Source organism: Actinopolymorpha sp. NPDC004070 (genome assembly GCF_040610475.1).
Classification (GTDB): Bacteria; Actinomycetota; Actinomycetes; order Propionibacteriales; family Actinopolymorphaceae; genus Actinopolymorpha.
Genome location: NZ_JBEXMJ010000009.1, coordinates 179416 through 196503 on the forward strand (window position 1 = coordinate 179416; position 17088 = coordinate 196503).

At 67.6% G+C, this 17088-nt stretch carries 15 protein-coding genes; 11 read left to right on the forward strand and 4 right to left on the reverse strand.

Annotation, left to right across the window (positions count from 1 at the left end):
* Positions 1 to 2: 2 nt before the first annotated feature.
* The 6 genes from ABZV93_RS17945 (at position 3) to ABZV93_RS17970 (ending at position 5982) form a co-directional block, all read left to right on the forward strand.
* Entirely contained in the window at positions 3 to 1199 is a 1197-nt protein-coding gene (locus ABZV93_RS17945; protein WP_354937023.1) for an ABC transporter permease, read from the forward strand.
* Between the two features lie 10 nt (positions 1200 to 1209).
* Positions 1210 to 2250 carry an ABC transporter ATP-binding protein gene (locus tag ABZV93_RS17950; protein ID WP_354937026.1) on the forward strand — a complete coding sequence of 347 codons (1041 nt, stop codon included), beginning with the start codon at positions 1210 to 1212 and terminating at the stop codon, positions 2248 to 2250.
* Positions 2247 to 3302: an oligopeptide/dipeptide ABC transporter ATP-binding protein gene (locus ABZV93_RS17955; RefSeq protein ID WP_354937029.1), complete on the forward strand. Its 1056-nt coding sequence runs from the start codon at positions 2247 to 2249 to the stop codon at positions 3300 to 3302. The genes ABZV93_RS17950 and ABZV93_RS17955 overlap by 4 nt, the downstream gene beginning before the upstream one ends.
* A gap of 94 nt (positions 3303 to 3396) precedes the next feature.
* On the forward strand, positions 3397 to 3756 hold the full coding sequence (locus tag ABZV93_RS17960; RefSeq protein WP_354937031.1) for a hypothetical protein: 360 nt from the start codon (positions 3397 to 3399) through the stop codon (positions 3754 to 3756).
* A gap of 133 nt (positions 3757 to 3889) precedes the next feature.
* Positions 3890 to 4831 (forward strand): prenyltransferase, encoded by a 942-nt coding sequence (locus ABZV93_RS17965; RefSeq protein ID WP_354937034.1) that lies wholly within the window; start codon positions 3890 to 3892, stop codon positions 4829 to 4831.
* A gap of 425 nt (positions 4832 to 5256) precedes the next feature.
* Positions 5257 to 5982 carry a hypothetical protein gene (locus tag ABZV93_RS17970; protein WP_354937037.1) on the forward strand — a complete coding sequence of 242 codons (726 nt, stop codon included), beginning with the start codon at positions 5257 to 5259 and terminating at the stop codon, positions 5980 to 5982.
* 58 nt (positions 5983 to 6040) lie between these two features.
* On the opposite strand, the gene larA is transcribed toward ABZV93_RS17970, so the two are convergent.
* Positions 6041 to 7324: a nickel-dependent lactate racemase gene (gene larA / locus ABZV93_RS17975; protein ID WP_354937040.1), complete on the reverse strand. Its 1284-nt coding sequence runs from the start codon at positions 7322 to 7324 to the stop codon at positions 6041 to 6043.
* A 188-nt stretch (positions 7325 to 7512) separates the two neighbouring features.
* On the opposite strand from larA, the gene ABZV93_RS17980 reads away from it, so the two are divergent.
* Both ABZV93_RS17980 and ABZV93_RS17985 read left to right on the forward strand, forming a co-directional pair.
* Positions 7513 to 8454 (forward strand): RNA polymerase sigma-70 factor, encoded by a 942-nt coding sequence (locus tag ABZV93_RS17980; RefSeq protein WP_354937043.1) that lies wholly within the window; start codon positions 7513 to 7515, stop codon positions 8452 to 8454.
* A gap of 87 nt (positions 8455 to 8541) precedes the next feature.
* Positions 8542 to 9471 carry an NAD(P)-dependent oxidoreductase gene (locus ABZV93_RS17985; protein WP_354937046.1) on the forward strand — a complete coding sequence of 310 codons (930 nt, stop codon included), beginning with the start codon at positions 8542 to 8544 and terminating at the stop codon, positions 9469 to 9471.
* Positions 9472 to 9566: 95 nt separating this feature from the next.
* Here ABZV93_RS17985 and ABZV93_RS17990 read toward each other — a convergent pair whose 3' ends face one another.
* Positions 9567 to 10469: a Gfo/Idh/MocA family oxidoreductase gene (locus tag ABZV93_RS17990; protein ID WP_354937049.1), complete on the reverse strand. Its 903-nt coding sequence runs from the start codon at positions 10467 to 10469 to the stop codon at positions 9567 to 9569.
* A 149-nt stretch (positions 10470 to 10618) separates the two neighbouring features.
* On the reverse strand, positions 10619 to 12349 hold the full coding sequence (locus tag ABZV93_RS17995; protein ID WP_354937355.1) for a glycoside hydrolase family 36 protein: 1731 nt from the start codon (positions 12347 to 12349) through the stop codon (positions 10619 to 10621).
* A gap of 176 nt (positions 12350 to 12525) precedes the next feature.
* On the opposite strand from ABZV93_RS17995, the gene ABZV93_RS18000 reads away from it, so the two are divergent.
* Together ABZV93_RS18000 and ABZV93_RS18005 are read left to right on the forward strand one after the other, a co-directional pair.
* Positions 12526 to 13386 carry an NAD(P)-dependent oxidoreductase gene (locus ABZV93_RS18000; protein WP_354937052.1) on the forward strand — a complete coding sequence of 287 codons (861 nt, stop codon included), beginning with the start codon at positions 12526 to 12528 and terminating at the stop codon, positions 13384 to 13386.
* A gap of 174 nt (positions 13387 to 13560) precedes the next feature.
* The gene (locus ABZV93_RS18005) at positions 13561 to 13995 is read left to right on the forward strand and encodes a nitroreductase family deazaflavin-dependent oxidoreductase (protein ID WP_354937055.1); all 435 of its coding nucleotides are present in this window, start codon (positions 13561 to 13563) and stop codon (positions 13993 to 13995) included.
* A 328-nt stretch (positions 13996 to 14323) separates the two neighbouring features.
* On the opposite strand, the gene ABZV93_RS18010 is transcribed toward ABZV93_RS18005, so the two are convergent.
* Positions 14324 to 15355 (reverse strand): NAD-dependent epimerase/dehydratase family protein, encoded by a 1032-nt coding sequence (locus tag ABZV93_RS18010; RefSeq protein ID WP_354937058.1) that lies wholly within the window; start codon positions 15353 to 15355, stop codon positions 14324 to 14326.
* A gap of 565 nt (positions 15356 to 15920) precedes the next feature.
* On the opposite strand from ABZV93_RS18010, the gene ABZV93_RS18015 reads away from it, so the two are divergent.
* Entirely contained in the window at positions 15921 to 17081 is a 1161-nt protein-coding gene (locus ABZV93_RS18015) for a glycosyltransferase (RefSeq protein ID WP_354937061.1), read from the forward strand.
* The last annotated feature ends 7 nt before the right edge of the window (positions 17082 to 17088 follow it).

The following is a 17088-nucleotide window of genomic DNA, read 5'->3' on the forward strand; positions in this document are numbered from 1 at the left end:
TCATGACCACACTGCCGGAGAACCCGCAGTCCCCACGCGCCGGGACCGCCTCCGCCGACCCACCCCCGCGGGCCGGAGCACAGCCGAGCCCGCCGCCCGGGAGCAGGCAACAGCGCGGGTCGGCGAGCCAGTCCCGGCTCGTGTGGCGGGCGTTCAGGAAACACCGCCTGGCCATGATCGGGGCGGTGGTCACCCTCCTGCTCTACCTGGTGGCAGCCTTCGCCGAATTCCTGGCGCCGTTCTCGGTCGCGAAGTTCGACCAGGCCCATCCCTACGCGCCGCCACAGCGCCTGCACGTGATCGACACCAGCCGCGGCGGATGGGAGTTCGGCCTGTACGTGAACGGCTACGTGGCGGGGAGGGATCCGGACACGCTGGCACGCGTCTACCGGGTCGATCCGTCGAAGAAGGTCGAGGTGCGGTTGTTCGACCGGGGAGAGGAGTACCGGCTGTGGGGGCTGATCCCGAGCCGGACGCACCTGATCGGGCCGGTGGACGACCGTGAGCCGATGTATCTCCTCGGCTCCGACCAGAGTGGACGCGACCTGTTCTCCCGCCTCGTCTACGGCACCCGGGTCTCGATGACGATCGGCCTGATCGGGGTCACCATGGCGTTCGTCCTGGGCGTGGTGCTCGGCGGGATCTCCGGATACTTCGGCGGCCGGACGGACACCCTGATCCAGCGTGCGGTCGAGTTCTTCATGTCCGTACCCACCCTGCCCCTCTGGCTCGGGCTCGCCGCCGCCGTACCCAGCGGGTGGGGTCCACTGCGGCGTTACTTCGCAATCACGGTGATCCTCGCGACGTTCGCCTGGACCGACCTGGCGCGGGTCACCCGGGGACGCTTCGTCTCGCTGCGGATGGAGGACTTCATCAACTCGGCAAGGCTGGACGGCAACCGGCCGGCGCGGATGATCCTGCGGCACATGCTCCCGCTGTTCACCAGCCACCTGATCGCCTCGCTCACGCTGTCGATCCCGGGCATGATCCTGGCCGAGACCGCACTTTCCTTCCTGGGACTGGGACTGCAGGCTCCGGTGGTCAGTTGGGGAGTGCTGCTGCAGGCCGCGCAGGACGTGCAGGTCGTCGCCACCGCCCCATGGTTGATGTTGCCGGGCGTGGCCGTCGTCCTCGCCGTACTTTCACTCAACTTCGTCGGGGACGGCCTTCGTGACGCGGCCGATCCCTATCGACAGTAGGAGAAACCCGATGGCGCCCGACGCACTGCTGACCGTCGAGGGACTCAGGACGCACTTCTTCACCGACGAGGGTGTCGTACGAGCGGTCGATGGTGTCAACTTGAGCCTGCCGGCCGGACGAACCGTCTGTGTGGTCGGGGAGTCGGGTTGTGGCAAGAGCATCACCGCGCGTTCCATCCTGGGCCTGATCGATCCGCCGGGACGGATCGTCGACGGCCACATCTGGTGGAAGGAAGAGACAGACCTCGCGGCCCTGAATTCCCACGGCGAACGCATGCGGCAGGTACGGGGTGGTCAGATCGCGATGGTCTTCCAGGAGCCGATGGCCACCCTCTCCCCGGCGTACACGATCGCGAACCAGTTGACCGAGGCGATCCTCGCCCATCGCGACCTGACCCGGGACGAGGCGTGGCGGCGCGGGGTCCAGTTGCTGGAGCGGGTGGGGATCCCGCGGCCCACCCAGACCATGAACAGCTTCGCGTTCCAGTTGTCCGGTGGCATGTGCCAGCGGGTGATGATCGCCATGGCCCTGTCCTGCGAGCCGAGTCTGCTGATCGCCGACGAACCCACCACCGCCCTCGACGTCACCACCCAGGCCCGGATCATCGACCTGCTGGTCGACATCCAGTCCGACACCGGCATGTCGATGATGTTCATCACCCACGACCTCGGGGTGGTGGCCGAGATAGCCGACGAGGTCGTGGTGATGTATCTCGGGACAGTCGTCGAACAGGGCAGCGTCGACGACATCTTCCACGACCCGAAACACCCGTACACCAAGGCGCTTCTCGCCTCCATACCCACCATGGGCCGGGGTGCACGCCAGCCGTTGAACTCCATCCGTGGACAGGTTCCGCACCCGCTCGACCGGCCGGCTGGCTGCCCCTTCCACCCGCGGTGCGACTACGCCGTACCAGGGCTGTGCGAGACGGTCGATCCTCCGGTGGTGGAGCTCGACGGTGGTCGGCGGGTTCGGTGCGTACGACACGACCCGGACGTGATGGCCGGCCATCTCCCCATGGTCGGAGAGCTCGGAGAGGACCCTCGATGACCTCTGCGCCACAGGAGCCGCTACTGCGGGTGGAGAACCTCCGGATGCACTTCCCCATCCGGGGGCGAGGGTTGTTCGCTCGTACGAAGGGCCATGTCCACGCGGTCAACGACGTGAGCTTCTCCATCAGGCCCGGCGAGGTGCTCGGGCTGGTCGGTGAGTCGGGCTGCGGCAAGACGACCCTCGGCCGGTGCATCGTCCGGAGCGTTCAGCCCACCGCCGGCCACCTTCACTATCGGACCGGGAGCGGCGGCACAGTGGACCTGGCCGCCCTGGGCAACCGTGAGTTGCGCCCGTACCAGCAGCGTATACGGGTCGTGTTCCAGGATCCGTTCTCCTCCCTGAACCCCCGGATGACGATCCTGCAGATCGTCGGCGATCCCCTGGTCGCCAACGGGCTGGCACGGGGTGCGGAGGTGGAGGACCGGGTCGCGGAGATGCTCAGGCTGGTGGGGCTGTCCCCGGGCCACATGCGCCGTTATCCGCACGCATTCTCCGGGGGAGAGCGGCAGCGGGTCAACATCGCCCGCGCACTCATCCTGCAACCGGAGCTTGTCATCGCCGACGAGGCTGTCTCCGCCCTGGACGTGTCCGTACGGGCACAGATCCTCAACCTGCTCAGGGAACTGCAGGATCAGCTCAACCTGACGTACCTGTTCATCTCCCACGACATGTCCGTGGTGGAGAGCATCTGCAACCGCGTAGCCGTGATGTACCTCGGCAGGATCGTCGAACTCGCCGACACCGACCAGGTGTACCGCCGGCCCGAGCACCCCTACACCGAGGCACTGTTGTCGGCAGTGCCCCGGCCCGATCCGCGGCTGCGCGGAACCGGCCGACGAGTTCGGCTGCCGGACAACTTCCCGGACCCCGCGAACCCGCCCGACGGGTGCTACTTCCACACCAGGTGCCGGTACGCCGACGAGGATCGATGCGTGAACGAAGCGCCGGGGCTTCGCTCGGTCCTTCCAGCACACCTGGCGGCGTGCCACCATTCCGAAGAACTGCGACTCGTCGGCGTGACCTCCGAACACGCCGAGGAGGCACACTGACTGCCGCGATCTCGGGAGTGAAGCTACCTGGGAATCAGCCCTCGGGTAGCCGCGCGCGACATGGCGGCCCTCGTCCTCGGGTAAAACGTACGTCATGGCGGTGATCGAGGATGTTCGTGCACTGGGCTCGGAGCTCGAGCGCTCCTACCCGGTCTACGTGCGCGGCCGGCTGAAGTTCCGGGTCAAGCAGATCGTCTACGTCGCGTTCTCCCTCGACGAGACGGTGATGGAGTTCGCGTTCCCGAAGGAGGAGCGCGCCGCGCTCGTCGCCGGGGAGCCGGGGAAGTTCCGGCTGCCGTCGGATGCGGACATGCGGTTCAACTGGGTCCGCGCCGAACTCGCTGCGCTGGAACCGACCGAGGCCCGCGAGCTCGTCGTGGACGCGTGGCGGATGGTGGTCCCTCAGAAGGTCTCGCGCGCCTACGACCTCACCCATCCCGGCGGCCCGGGATGACACCCCGGGAGCCGTCCTCTCGGCACCACCTCAGGCTGTGGCGGCCACCCCGTAGTACGAGTCCCTCCAGCGGATGACCCGCTCCCTCTCTTCGGGGACGCAGGCAGGCGCCGACACGCTGAAGAGTCGACGCATGCACTCAGCTCCTCAGGTCGTGCAAACCCGGCAACGCCCCGCCGATGCACTCGTGGTCACCGATGCGCGGTCGGGCATCCTTCGGACGCTGTTCGAGCTGCCCCGTCCGTGGTTCTGGCCGGTGTCGATGGTGCCGGTGGTCATGGGGATGCTGTTCGCCCACCAGGTCCCGGGCGCACCCGCGGCCGCCCTGCAGCCCGGACGATCCGTGGTGGCGCTGCTCGCTGCCGGTCCGCTGCTGTGGTCGTCGGTTCTGGCTGTCAATGACGCCTTCGACTTCGAGACCGATCGCCTCAACGAACGCCGTCGGCACTCACCACACGTACGCGGCCGGCTCCGGAGGCGGCAACTCCTCGGGTGCGCGGCCTTCGCCGGGGCCGCAGCATGTCTGCTCGCGGCGTGGGGCGGGGGACCGATCTTCACCCTCGGGTTGGCCGCGGTTCTGGTCCTCGGCTGGATCTACAGCGCACCGCCGGTTCGGCTGAAGGGCCGCCCGGTCTGGGACGTGGGATGCAACGCGCTCGCGGTGGGGGTGCTGGGTCCGATGGGCGGATGGTGCCTGACGGGGTCGGTGTGGGAGTACCCGCTCTCGCTCGCGATCACTGGCCTTTTCACCGGCGCTGCTCTCTACCTGCCGACCCTCGCCATCGATGTCGACGCCGACCGCGCCGCCGGTGTCCGGACAACTGCGGTGAGGTTCGGACCGACCGTTGTGCGGACTGCCGGGACCCTCAGTTGGACGGTGGCCGTGCTGCTCACCGTGTATCTGACCACGCGCGGACAGGTACTGCCACGCCAGCTCCTTCCGGCACAGCTCACCCTGTCCCCCCTGCTGTGGTTGGCGTATGTGTTCCTCAGCCGCCGGCCGACGATCCGCAGACTGGCCGTGCTCTCCGCCGCGCTGGGGGTCGCGTTCGTCTTCTTGTGGATCCCGGTCTAGATGGCCGCCCGTCCAGCCTGCACTTTGTCTTCGCGCGTATCCGCCGGCCGACCACGAATGCACGCCGCGCTCGCGGCACTCGACTCAGGAGTGCCCAGATACCTGGAGACATGACCCGGCATCACCCTCGTCGACCGCACCTCGGCTGAGGTGGGTCCGGCGATTGTCACAATCACCACGACCTCGGCAAGAGCGCCGACTCACTGGCGGTTGGTGACCCGTCCGGCCTAGTGTCATGCGGCGAGACTCCGGACGTTGGAGCATGGACGCAGCTGTGGAATGGCTACTCGGGTCGCCGGAGCCGGCGGTCCGATTGGCAGTGAGCCGCGACCTCCTTGGTGAGCCGGCCGATGACGGTGCGGACAAGATCTGGGACGGCCCGACGGTGACCGCGTTGCTGGCCGGTCAACGACCCAACGGCGGGTTTGACGGGTACGGTCGCCGCGTGGATCGTCCGCCGGCGGCCGTACGGCGACAAGCCGGTCCAGGCCGACGGGCAGACCTACTTGTGCGGCTCCATCGGCGGGAACGCCCTCGCCGTCGCATCCGTACTCGGATCGGCCTCAGATCCGCGAGCACACACACTCGCCGGAACGCTGGTCGCCACACAGTGGACCGATGGTGGGTGGAACTGTGACGAGAACGGATTGGGGCGCCGCTCGTCGTTCCACGAGACACTCGCCACGGCGTGGGGGCTCCACGAGTACGCCAAGGCGACCGGAGACCACGCTGCACGGGCGTCCGCCGACCGAGCAGTCGAACTGTTCCTGGAGCACCGGCTGCTCTTCAGCCTGGGCTCCGGCTCCCGCCGCCGCGAGGCGGGCCGCGCGCACCGGCCCCTGTCAGGCGAGGTCATCAACCCGACCTGGCTCCAGCTGCGCTATCCGTCGTACTGGCACTACGACATCCTCCGGGTCCTGCAGATTCTGGCCCGGATGGGCAAGCTCGATGATCCACGTACCAACGACGCCCTCGACGAACTGGAACGCCGCCGGCTCCCCGACGGCCGCTGGGCCCCCGACGCGCGGTGGTGGAACACCCCCGGCAGCGCCACGTACCAGGAGGCCGTCGACTGGGGAGAGCCCGGCGAACCCAACGAGATGATCACGCTCCACGCTCTCCAGATCCTGCACGCGGCCGGTCGAGCCTGACCTGGCCCACCGCCACCTGAGCACCGGTCCGGCGACTGCGGGACCGGTCCGAGGAGTGTCAGTGGTCTCGTGCCAGGTACGGAATGGTCTGCGGCCCCTCCGGAAGAACGCACATCGTCGCGCCCGGCCCCGCTGCCGCCAGAGCCTCGGCGGCAGTTGCCGAGATGTCGTGGGTCTGCTCGAGTTGTACGGCGGCGAGATCCGCGTCGCTCAGGAATCCGGTGTGCATCACGACTCGATTCGCTGCCTGAATCTTGGCCTGGATCTGTATCTGCCATTGATCGGGAACAGTGACGGACCGGGAGGCAATCTCGGCCAGCAGGGCTTGCGGGGAACCGGCCGACTCCAGTGTCTTGCGGTACAGACCGTGGTCCGGGAAGCCGTCACGGCACTCGGCCGCACAGATGATCGTTCCGCCCGGCCGGACGACCTGATACGCGGCCGACATTCCCTTCACCGCCTGGTAGAGGTTCTGGTCAAGGGGAAATCCGGAGTTCGTGGTCACGACGACGTCGAACTGTCGCTCGACCGGGCGCATCGCGATCTGCTGCGCGAACGACGACGCGGCCGCGTGCATCGGCAGCAGATCTCCGCCGAATGCCGCGACGATCTCCTTGTCCCGATTCAGTACGACGTCCAGTGCGAACGTCACTCCGGCCGTCGCGGCGATGGCTCGGATGTCGTCATGGACCGGGTTGCCCTCCGTGACACCCCAGGTCGCTCTGGGGTCACCGATCCTCGCCGCATCGTGCAGGACGAGTACCGTCTCCAGGCCGGCGAGCCCTGGCGCCACCAGCTTCGGACCCCCGGAGAAGCCCGCGAAGAAGTGGGGTTCGACGAAACCGGTGGTGATCCTCACGTCCGCCTCGGTCCATTCCCGGTTCAGCCACACCGGTACGCCGTTGCCGTGCGTTCCGCACCAAGCCAGCTGGGACGCGTCTCGTGCGTCGTGGTTGACGATGCGTACGGTGTCGGCAACCTCGTGACCGAACATGTGACGGAGTTCGGCCTCGGTGTTTCCGCGATGGGTGCCGGTAGCGACCAGGACGACGATGTCGTCCAGGGCCACGATTCCGTCCAGCTCCTCGATGATCGCGGGGATCATCAGCTGCCGCGGCTGTGGTCGGGTTCCGTCGCATGCCGAGATGGCCACCGACTGCCCGGGGCGAACCCGGTCGCGCAACGGCAGGCCGGCCACGGGCTCCCGCAGAGCCTTGCGAAGGGAGCCCAGCTGGCTTGGAGCCGCCGCGCTGTGCACGGGCTCGACGACTGTCGTCACATCGGGATCCACCGCCAGCGACAGACCGGAATCGCCGTACGCCAGTCCAACGTGGGTACTCATCCGTCTCCGATCAGTTGACTTCTGGGCCCGCAGGCGGTGGGCCAGCGACGATACCTGCCCCGGCCGCGCCGGCTCTCTCCGATCCAGTAACCCACATGGTGCCCGGTACGTGCCGCCGGCTACAGCGCGCAGGTGCGCCTGGTGCTCGTACTCCAGAGCCGATGCCGGATCCTGGGTACGCTCAGGACGTGCCTCTGACTCCGAGCGACGTCGACCGGTTCGAGCGAGCGAGGCCCCGCCTGGAGGCCATCGCCTACCGTCTCCTCGGCTCCGCACACGAGGCACAGGACGTCGTGCAGGAGACGTTCCTGCGGTGGCACGCCGCCGACGTCGACCGCATCGAGGTCCCCGAGGCCTGGCTGACGAAGGTGCTCACCAACCTGTGCCTCAACCAGCTCACCTCCGCCCGGGCACGCCGCGAGACCTACGTGGGCCGATGGCTCCCGGAGCCGCTGCTCGCGGGCGACCCGATGCTCGGGCCGGCCGACACCGCCGAGCAGCGCGAATCGGTGTCGTACGCGGTCCTCACCCTCATGGAGCGCCTGTCTCCCGACGAACGGGCCGTGTACGTGTTGCGGGAGGCGTTCGGCTACCCGCACCGGGAGATCGCCGAGATCCTCGACATCACCGAGGCCGCCAGCCAGCAGATCCTCCACCGTGCCAGGAAGCATGTCGAGCTCGGCAAGGCCCGCAGCGAGATCGACCAGGCCGCTGCCCGGCGGATCGTCGAAGAGTTCCTCGCGGCCGCCACCAGCGGCCGGACCGATGAGCTCGTACGCCTGCTCACCAAGGACGCGATCGCGATCGGCGACGGCGGAGGGAAGGTTCCGGCACGCACCAAGGGGTTCGAGGGGGCCGTCGCGGTGGCGAAGTTCGTGTGGGGTCTGTTCAAGCCTGCCGAGTCCAAGCGCGCGATCGTCGGCGGCTTGCCCGAGATCCACGCCTGGGCCGCCAATGGCGAACCCGCGGTCGTGGCCGTCGTGGCGGGCCGGGTCGTCGCGGTCATGTGCCTGGAGGTCACCGCCGAGGGCATCACCGCCTGCCGGATGCAGGCGAACCCCGACAAGCTCGAACGCGCGACCGAGCAGTGGGCGGCGGCCAGCCATGGGGAGCCTCTGCTCGTGATGTGACGTGTATTACGTACGGCTCCTGTCAGGAAACGGCGGGCTGTCCGGTTCAGGTGACACATGCCGAACCGAACCGAAAAGGAGCTGAGGATGAGAGTGCTGGTGGCGGGAGCGACCGGAGCGTTGGGCAAGGAGCTGGTGCCGCGTCTGGTCGAGGCGGTACACGAGGTGTTCGCCATGATCCGCAGCGAATTCAGAAGGGCCAGGGCATCACAGCTCGGCGCGGTGCCGGTCATCGCCGATGCGCTCGATCGCGCCCAGGTCGAGGCAGCCGTGCGCCAGGTGGCACCGGAGGTGATCGTTCATCAGCTGACCGCCATCGGCCACGTCGACACCCGCCATTTCGAACGCAGCTTCGCCGCCACGAACCGGCTGCGGATCGAGGGCACCGACAACCTGCTCGCGGCTGCCCGCGCAGTGGGAGTACGACGGTTCGTCGCCCAGAGCAACGGCGCGTTCACCTACGCGCGGACCGGCGGGCAGGTCAAGACCGAACAGGACCCGCTGGAGAACTCCCCGATCGCCTCGATGGCTGCGATGATCGCCGCGATCAAGCACCTGGAGAAGGCGGTGCTGAGCGCGGACTGGACCGAGGGGATCGTGCTGCGCTACGGCGGGTTCTACGGACCCGGCACCTCCATGGCGCCGGGTTCCCAGCAGGTCGAGATGGTCCGCACGCGCAAGTTCCCGATCGTCGGCGACGGCGGCGGGGTGTGGTCGTTCATCCACATCGCCGACGCCGCCGAAGCCACGATCGCAGCGGTGGAGAACGGTGGCCGCGGTGTCTACAACATCGTCGACGACGATCCCGCCCCGGTCGCCGTGTGGTTGCCGGCGCTGGCGGAGATGCTCGGTGCCAGGAAGCCGATGCGCGTACCACGGTTCATCGGAAGGCTGGCAGCCGGACCAGCCGGCGTCGTGCTCATGACGGAGCTCCGTGGCGCGTCCAACGCCAAGGCCAAGCGCGAACTGGGCTGGCAGCCCGCACATCCCACCTGGCGACAGGCCCTCCTGGGGTGAGCACTGCGGAGATCGGTGTCCTCGTCCGGCGCGAAGCCGACTTCGCTCTGCCGTTCAGCTGACCGGGACGATCCTGCGGGGGGCCTTCCCCCGCGTCACACCTGCCGGAAGAGGTCCGTCTCCGCGTTGTCGAGAACCTGTTGCAGGTGAAGACCCCGGCGTACGTCGAGCTCGGGTGAAGCGTGGTTCTCGACCGCCGTTGCGAACTCGTCGTACATCGTCTTGAATGCGTCCTCGTCGACACTCGCCAGGCAGTCGACGTCGGCTGCCCCACCGGGGCCGAACACCTCGACCCCGGCACGGTTCGACGCCTGGGCGTGGCCGTCCGCGCGGTGTTCGATGTGCGCGTACAGCGACGCCTCGCTGAAGCGCCCGCCCTCGTGCTCGAGCATGATCCCGACCCAGCCGCCGGGATCGCCGTGTGCACGCACCGCGAGCACCCGGCCGAGTGCGGCGTCGAGGAGATCCACCAGATCGGTACCGTACGCCCTCAGCACACCGCGCTCTACCTGCCAGGGGCTTGCCCACCGCGGATCGGCGAGAACGCCGGAGATCACCCGTCCGCTCCCGCCCTGCGGCCTGGTACGTGGAGCGGCGAAGGTCAGAAACTCCCGCACCGCGACGGCGTAGCGCCAGGTCAACGCGAGTTGGGCGACAACGCGGGTGGTGGCCACCGCATCCGCCACCTGCTCGGCACCGGCGAGGTCGCCGCCCAGGGGCTTCTCCAGCAGAAGAGCCTTGCCGGCGCGTGCCGTGCTCGGGGCGAGGTCGGCCTGCACCGCCGGGGGCACGGCGAACGCGACCGCCTCGCAGTCTCGGAGGAAGTCTGCGTAACGGGTGTATGCCGACGTCCCGGTGCGCTCGGCGAGGTTCTGGATCAGTGCGGGGGAACGCCCCCAAATTCCAGCCAACCGCACCTTCGGACAGGCCGCGATCGCCGGGGCATGTATCCCGGCGGCTCGGCGCCCCGCACCCGCGAGGCCGACGGCCACGACCACCACTTCACTTTACGAGCGTGGGCGGGTTTCCAGGGTCTGTCCCAGGTGGCGGGTGTCTTTTGCCGCGTGGCGATGGACCGGCCTTCTTGATCACTTCGGGTGAAGTGCCGTGGTCGACTTCGCCATCGACCCGAAGAAGAACCGACGACTCAACTGAGGGTCAGGACTGCACTGCCGTACGGCGCGATGGGCAACTCCACGAGGTCGGCAGCGGAGGGGCTGACAGTGCCGACGTCGGTCGCGCTCGGCGAACGGAGCACTCCCGCAGTGATCGAGCGGGTGTGGGTGCGGACCACGACCGACGAGGCAGCGGTGGCGTTCACCAGCGTGACCTCGCCGGGAAGGTCGGGTCCGAGGTCGACCACGACCGGGGTGTAGACCCCGACCACTGCGCGATCGAGTGCGGCGTGAACGGCGCGCACGGTGGTGTAGCCACGTTCGGTTCCGGTGACCTCGATGGTGCCTTCCAGCACCACCGGGGCCAGGTCACGCCACCAGCCCACCAGACCGGTGAGCGCCTCGGCCTGGTCGGCCGGCAGGTCGGCGATCCGCATCGAGATCTGCGGTACGGAGAACAAGCCGGCGTAGATCTGCTGCGCCACCGCCTCCGGTCCAGCGTTCGGGCTCCACATCATCGGGTCGGCGTGGATGACCTGCCCGACGGACAGCAGCCGGCAGTCGATGGTGGAGCGAAGGTTGACCACCGCGTCTGCTGGGCAGTCACCGGCCCGCAGGATCTGTCCGAAGCGTGCGATGGCCGGACTCACGTACGGCTGACGGAACTCGAAGGCAACGTCGCCGTGACCTGCTTGGTCCAGCCTGGTCCGGAGCAGACCGAGCAGGGCCGCCATCGCCTCACCGACGTCGTGGATGTCGCCGACCGGTGGTGTGCCCTGATAGCGCATCGCGGTATCCAGGAAGTCGATCTTGAGGCCGTCGATCTCGTAGTCGGTGACCAGGCGCAGGCAGACGTCAGCGAGGTGCTCGCGAACCTCGCGGTGGCGCGGGTCGAGAACGAAGCAGTCGTCCGGCGTTCGTCTCTGGGTGGCGTACTTGGCCAGATCGGCGTACGCGTCGCTGTTCGTGCCCAGCAGCAACGGAGCGACCCAGAGCACGACACCGGCACCGAGTGCTCGAATGCGTCGAACGTGAGCCAGTAGGTCGGGGAACTTGTCGGGGTCCGGCACCCAGTCACCGCAGCCTTGGTAGCCGCGGCCGACGGCCAAGCGCTGCCAGCCGTCGTCGATGAACACCGTGCGGCACCCCATGGGCACCGCGAGAGCCGCCTCGGACTCGATCACCTCGGCGCTGATGTCCTGGGTGAAGGTGTACCAGGTCGAGTAGACGGGCTCGCGCGCCAGCTTTGGTGCCGGGAGAGCCGGCGCCTCGATCCGGGCGGACATCCAGTCGGCCAGCCGGGGGACAACCTCCGCCACGGACCCGCCGGCTGAACCCAGCACCAGCTGGAGTCGCTGCTCACCTGCGGCGGCTGCGTGGAACTCGACGGCGAAGGTCTTGTGCTCCTCCGACACGCCGTATCCTATCGTCAGCTCGTCGACCGGCCTATCGGCAGCCCAACCGAACAGCACCTGACCGTCGGCGTTGTAGAGCGCACCCATCGGTGCCGAGTTGACCAGACTGGTGACCACCTGACCGGCCCAGTCGGCAGGCAGCGTCCGCATCGACCCCTGACCCGGGTGCCAGTACCCGACGGCATCACCGAGCTCGGCCTCGATCCGCGCGCTCAGCTCGGTTCCTGCGGGGGCCGTCAGCGTCACCGGGACGCCGACCTGAGTGGCCGGTTCGGTGCTCAGGTTGGTGCCAGGTCCGAGACGCAGCAGACGGAGGTGAGGGAGGACGGCGGCGGCATCGACGAGCATCACCCGAGGATTCTAGGACCTTCGCCACAGAGCCCGTGGTGACCGCCGCGCAGGCCACGGTGACGCCTCGATCATCCTGCTAGCCTGGCAGCTCATGCTCAGCCGTTCGCCTGGCTTCTGATCCGGGCGTCTCGCCCCGGCGGACGGGCGCTCCAGCTCGAACGGCGACGCGATGGATGGGAGTTCTTCAGGTGCGAGTCGTCGTGACAGGCGGAACTGGTCGGGCCGGACAGTGGGTTGTTCGCCTCCTGGCCGAGGCCGGCCACCAAGTCGTGAACGTCGACGTCGTCAACCGACCAGAGCTGGAGCTGCCTGGAGAGTTCTGCAGGGTCGATCTCACCGATGCGGGCAAGGTGTACGACGCGCTGTGCCAGTTTCGCCCGGACGGGATCTGTCATCTCGCGGCGAACCCGGCTCCGAGCGGCCAGGCGCAGATCGACGTCTTCGACAACAATGTGCTCAGCGCTCACAACCTCATGCAGGCAGCTGGCGACCTCGGGGTCTCGCGAGTCGTCTACGCCTCGAGTGAGATGGCGACCGGCCTGCTGACCGAAGGCACAGTGCCGGCGCAGATCCCGTTCGACGAGACCGAGCGGCACCCGTCCCCGAATGCTTACGCGCTGAGCAAGTACATGAGCGAGGTGATCGCGGACTCGCTCGCGGTCCGCTATCCGGAGACGGCCTGGGTGGGGCTCCGGATCAACAACGTCATTCCGCCGGACAGCTACGATCGGTTCGCTGCCGAGTGGGAAGACCCGGGCCTCAGCAAGGGAAACTTCTGGAGCTACATCGACGCCCGGGACGTCGGCACCGCCTACCGCGCGGCGCTGGAAGGGACGAGCAGCGGTCACGAAGTCTGTCTGATCGCTGCGGCAGACACCCGGGCGAAGCGGGGATTGCGCGAGCTGATGGCTGAGTACTACGACGGCTACGACCGCTTCGCCGGTGATTACGAGGATCCGAGGTCGGCCTTCGACTGCGCCAAGATGAAGGCGCTGTTCGGTTGGACCCCCAGCTACAGCTGGCGTACCCAGTAGGAACGCAGATACCCACGCAAATCACCGCCCGGCGACCGGCCGTCGTGGCGGAGGAATGTTCCCAGAGCCCCCCCGGCGGCCGAGACGGCGGCGCGTGGACCTGGTTGATCCAAGCCGGCGAGGCAGCGTACGGGAAGATAAGCCCGACCCGGTTCTGTTGCAGTCGGTATGGCAATGACAGGTGAAGTCGAGCTGAGCCCCTCCGGATGGGTGCGAGAGCAGACCGAGAAGATCTTCGAGACGGGTACCACCGACAGCGTGGACATCAAGGGCCGGCAGGTCATCTTGCTGACCACGCGCGGCGCGAGGACCGGGAAGCTCCGCAAGGTGCCGTTGATGCGAGTCGAGCACGAGGGTGTGTACGCGATCGTCGCCTCGCTCGGCGGCGCTCCCAAGCACCCGGTCTGGTACTACAACGTGACGGCCGACCCGCACGTAGAACTGCAGGACGGCACCACCACCAAGGCCTACGTGGCGCGCGAAGTCACCGGCGAGGAGAAGGCGATCTGGTGGGACCGTGCGGTCGCGGCGTACCCGGACTACGCGGATTACCAGAAGAAGACCGACCGGCAGATCCCGGTCTTCGTCCTCGAGCCGGCCACGGACTGACCTCGATCACAACCCACCGGCGGCCCGCCAGGCCCCACCCCAAAATGGCCTCGAACCCAATGAGGGTTCGAGGCCATTCCGATCTCTTGAGAGATCACAGGGTGCGCCCGGGAGGATTGAGCCGGCTCTGGTGGTCCGGTAAGTCCTCGTGTGTCTCCCATCGTCCGGAATGATCGGGGCGTGCGGGTGGGATCGGTATGGCCTCCATCAGGCCGCCACTGGATGAAGGTAGGGCCTGATGTGGGGGGACGGGCCGGGTTCTGAGGGAGGCTCGAGTAGGCCGCCGACACCGGAGGTCACAGGGGCTGGGTGTATTTCCGCGTCGCGTTCAGCTTCCCGCCTTCGCGGGCTTGCGTACTGCGGGGGCCGGAACGACGCTGAGGTCCGGATCGCCGTTCGTGGTCGCCGTCAGAACAGGTTCGAGCCGGGCTCGATACCAGTCGACCTGGCTGGCCAGTCCGTCCACGAGTTCGACCGTGGGTGTCCAGCCGAGGAGCCGGCGAGCCTCGTCGCAGCTCGCCCAGGTCTCCTCGACATCGCCCGCTTGGTGATCGGTTCTCGTTACCCGCAGGGGCGTCAGCACAAGTCCGGCCAACAGCGTAAGGACGGTGTTGACGTCCGCCCGGCTTCCGCCGGCGATGTTGAGCACCTTCCCGGGCGGCAGATCGGCCTCGGTCGCGAGGACATTGGCGTGTACGACATCGTCCACGTGGGTGAAGTCGCGTACCTGTTCGCCGTTGCCGTACACGTAGATCTCCGCACCCCGGCACCCGGCCTCGACGAACCGATGGAACGCCATGTCGGGGCGTTGGCGCGGCCCGTACACGGTGAAGTACCGCAGGGCGACCGTGGACAGGCCGTAGTTGGCGCCGTAAGTGTTACAGAGATGTTCGCCCGCGAGCTTCGTCACACCATACGGACTGAACGGCCGCGGCAGCGTCTCCTCGGAGGTGGGATAGGTCGCGGCGTTGCCGTAGACGGACGAGCTCGACGCGTAGACGAACCTACGGACACCCGCGTTCCGGGCGGCCTCGAGCAGGCGCTGGGTTGCCACGACATTGTGAGCGACATATTCGGAGAACCCCCGCCCCCAGGAGGGCCGCACACCGGGAAGGCCGGCCTGGTGGACTACGACGTCGATGCCGGAAAGAAGCTCGGGCAGATCCGCAGCACAAAGATCGGCCTCCAGCAGGGAAAAATTAGGGTCTGATCGAAGTGTCCGAAGGTTTTCCTCCTTTATCGCGCGCGGATAATTTGCGGTGAAACAGTCGACGCCGATCAGCTCCGTCGCGCGTGGCAACAGGCGTTCGGCCACCTGACTTCCGATGAACCCGGCGACCCCTGTCACGAGATATCGCATATTCACTCCAGCTTTACTGCACTGCTGGTGCCCGAATTTGGTACAGCATTCATGCAGGTTGCGGCATGGCTCGAACGCCTGTTGTGTGATCCAGAATGTGGTGCTGGTGAGTCGTTCAGTCGACGCTAACCGACCCGGCGGGACCTCAGGTGGTGAATGCAAAGGCTTGGAAAAGGGCGTGACCAAACGCGGGGTCGAAGTGCAGTGCAGTGCAGTGCAGTGCAGTGCAGTGCAGTGCGTTCCGTTGGTCGACCACAACGTTTAGTGCGCGACTAGCCGGGCTTCTCGTCAGGCTCTCGCCGGACGCCCACCAGGTGAACTGGAGGTAAAGAGAGGACAAGCAACTGGCCTCCACGATATGACTATTCCTTGACGCTGCGAAGGTGGTGTCCGACAGATTTATGTGTGGCGGCCTTGTCACGTGACCGCACATACGAGGCGGGGAGCTGAAGCCATGGCAGAAAGCGCGGACGAGGCCAGATTGCTCATCTACTCTCAAGATGGCCTTGGGTTGGGTCACATGCGTCGTACTACGCTACTCGCAACCGAATTCCTTCGCGCTCGCGTGCCCGCAAGCACATTGACTATTTCCGACTCGCCGTTGGGCCAGTTCTTCACGCCCTCCGGCGGTCATGACTACCTGAAGCTTCCGTGCATCCGGAAAACTGGTCCCGGCCGCTGGCAACCGGTCGCCCTGTCGTCACCGTTCGACGACGTACTAGCCCTGCGCCGCGAACTGATCCGCAGCGCGGTGCTGAAGTTCCGGCCGGACGTCCTGCTGGTCGACCACATGCCGACCGGTGCGATGGGCGAGTTGGTGCCCGCCCTGGAGGCCGCCCGGGCGAGGCCGGTGCGGGTGGTGCTCGGCCTTCGCGACATCCTCGACGCACCCGAGACGGTGCAGCGGCGGTGGCGGCTCGAGGGCGCGTTCGAGACGATCGAACGCCACTACGACGACGTGCTCGTGTACGGCTCGCGCGAGGTGTACGACGTGGCCGCGGAGTACGACTGGCCGGCGGCCCCGGCCCAGCGCGTGCGCTACTGCGGATACGTGTGCGCGACGCAGTCGAGCCAGTATTCCGCGGAGGTGCGCGAGCGCTACCTCGATCGGGAGCCCGCCGACTCCGCCCTCGTCGTGGCGATGGCCGGTGGTGGTGCGGACGCCTATCCGTTGTTCGACTCCCTGCTGCGGTCGCTTCCGAAGCTGCTCACCGACAGACCGTGCGTCGTCGTCCTCGTCACCGGGCCCTTCTTACCCGAGGAGGAGCGGAGCCGGCTCGTGGCACGTGCCCGTGGGCTGCCGGTCCACATCCTCACCTCGGTCGCCGATTCACTGAGCTACATCGGCGCCGCCGATCTGGTCATCGCCATGGCCGGCTACAACACGACGGTCGAGATCCTCAGCCAGAACAAGCCCGCCCTCCTGGTGCCGCGCAGGGGCCCGAGCGCGGAACAGCAGCTGCGGGCGCGGTTGTTCGCCGAGCGAGGTTGGGTGCACTGGCTGCCGCCGGACCAGCTCGCGGGGGAGGCGCTCGGGGAGGCCGCCGCGAAGCTCCTGACCGGAGTATCCGGTACGCCGGACTATCCGCCGGACCTGCGTGGTCGCGAGGTGGCGGCCCAGCGGCTGCTGGCGGGCCTGGACCAGGTGAGGCCGACATCGAAGGCGCAGGTGCTGGCGCCCGCCCCGGCTGCGGTCGGGGACGCCCAACTGCTGGTCGACGGCTGACCGTGGT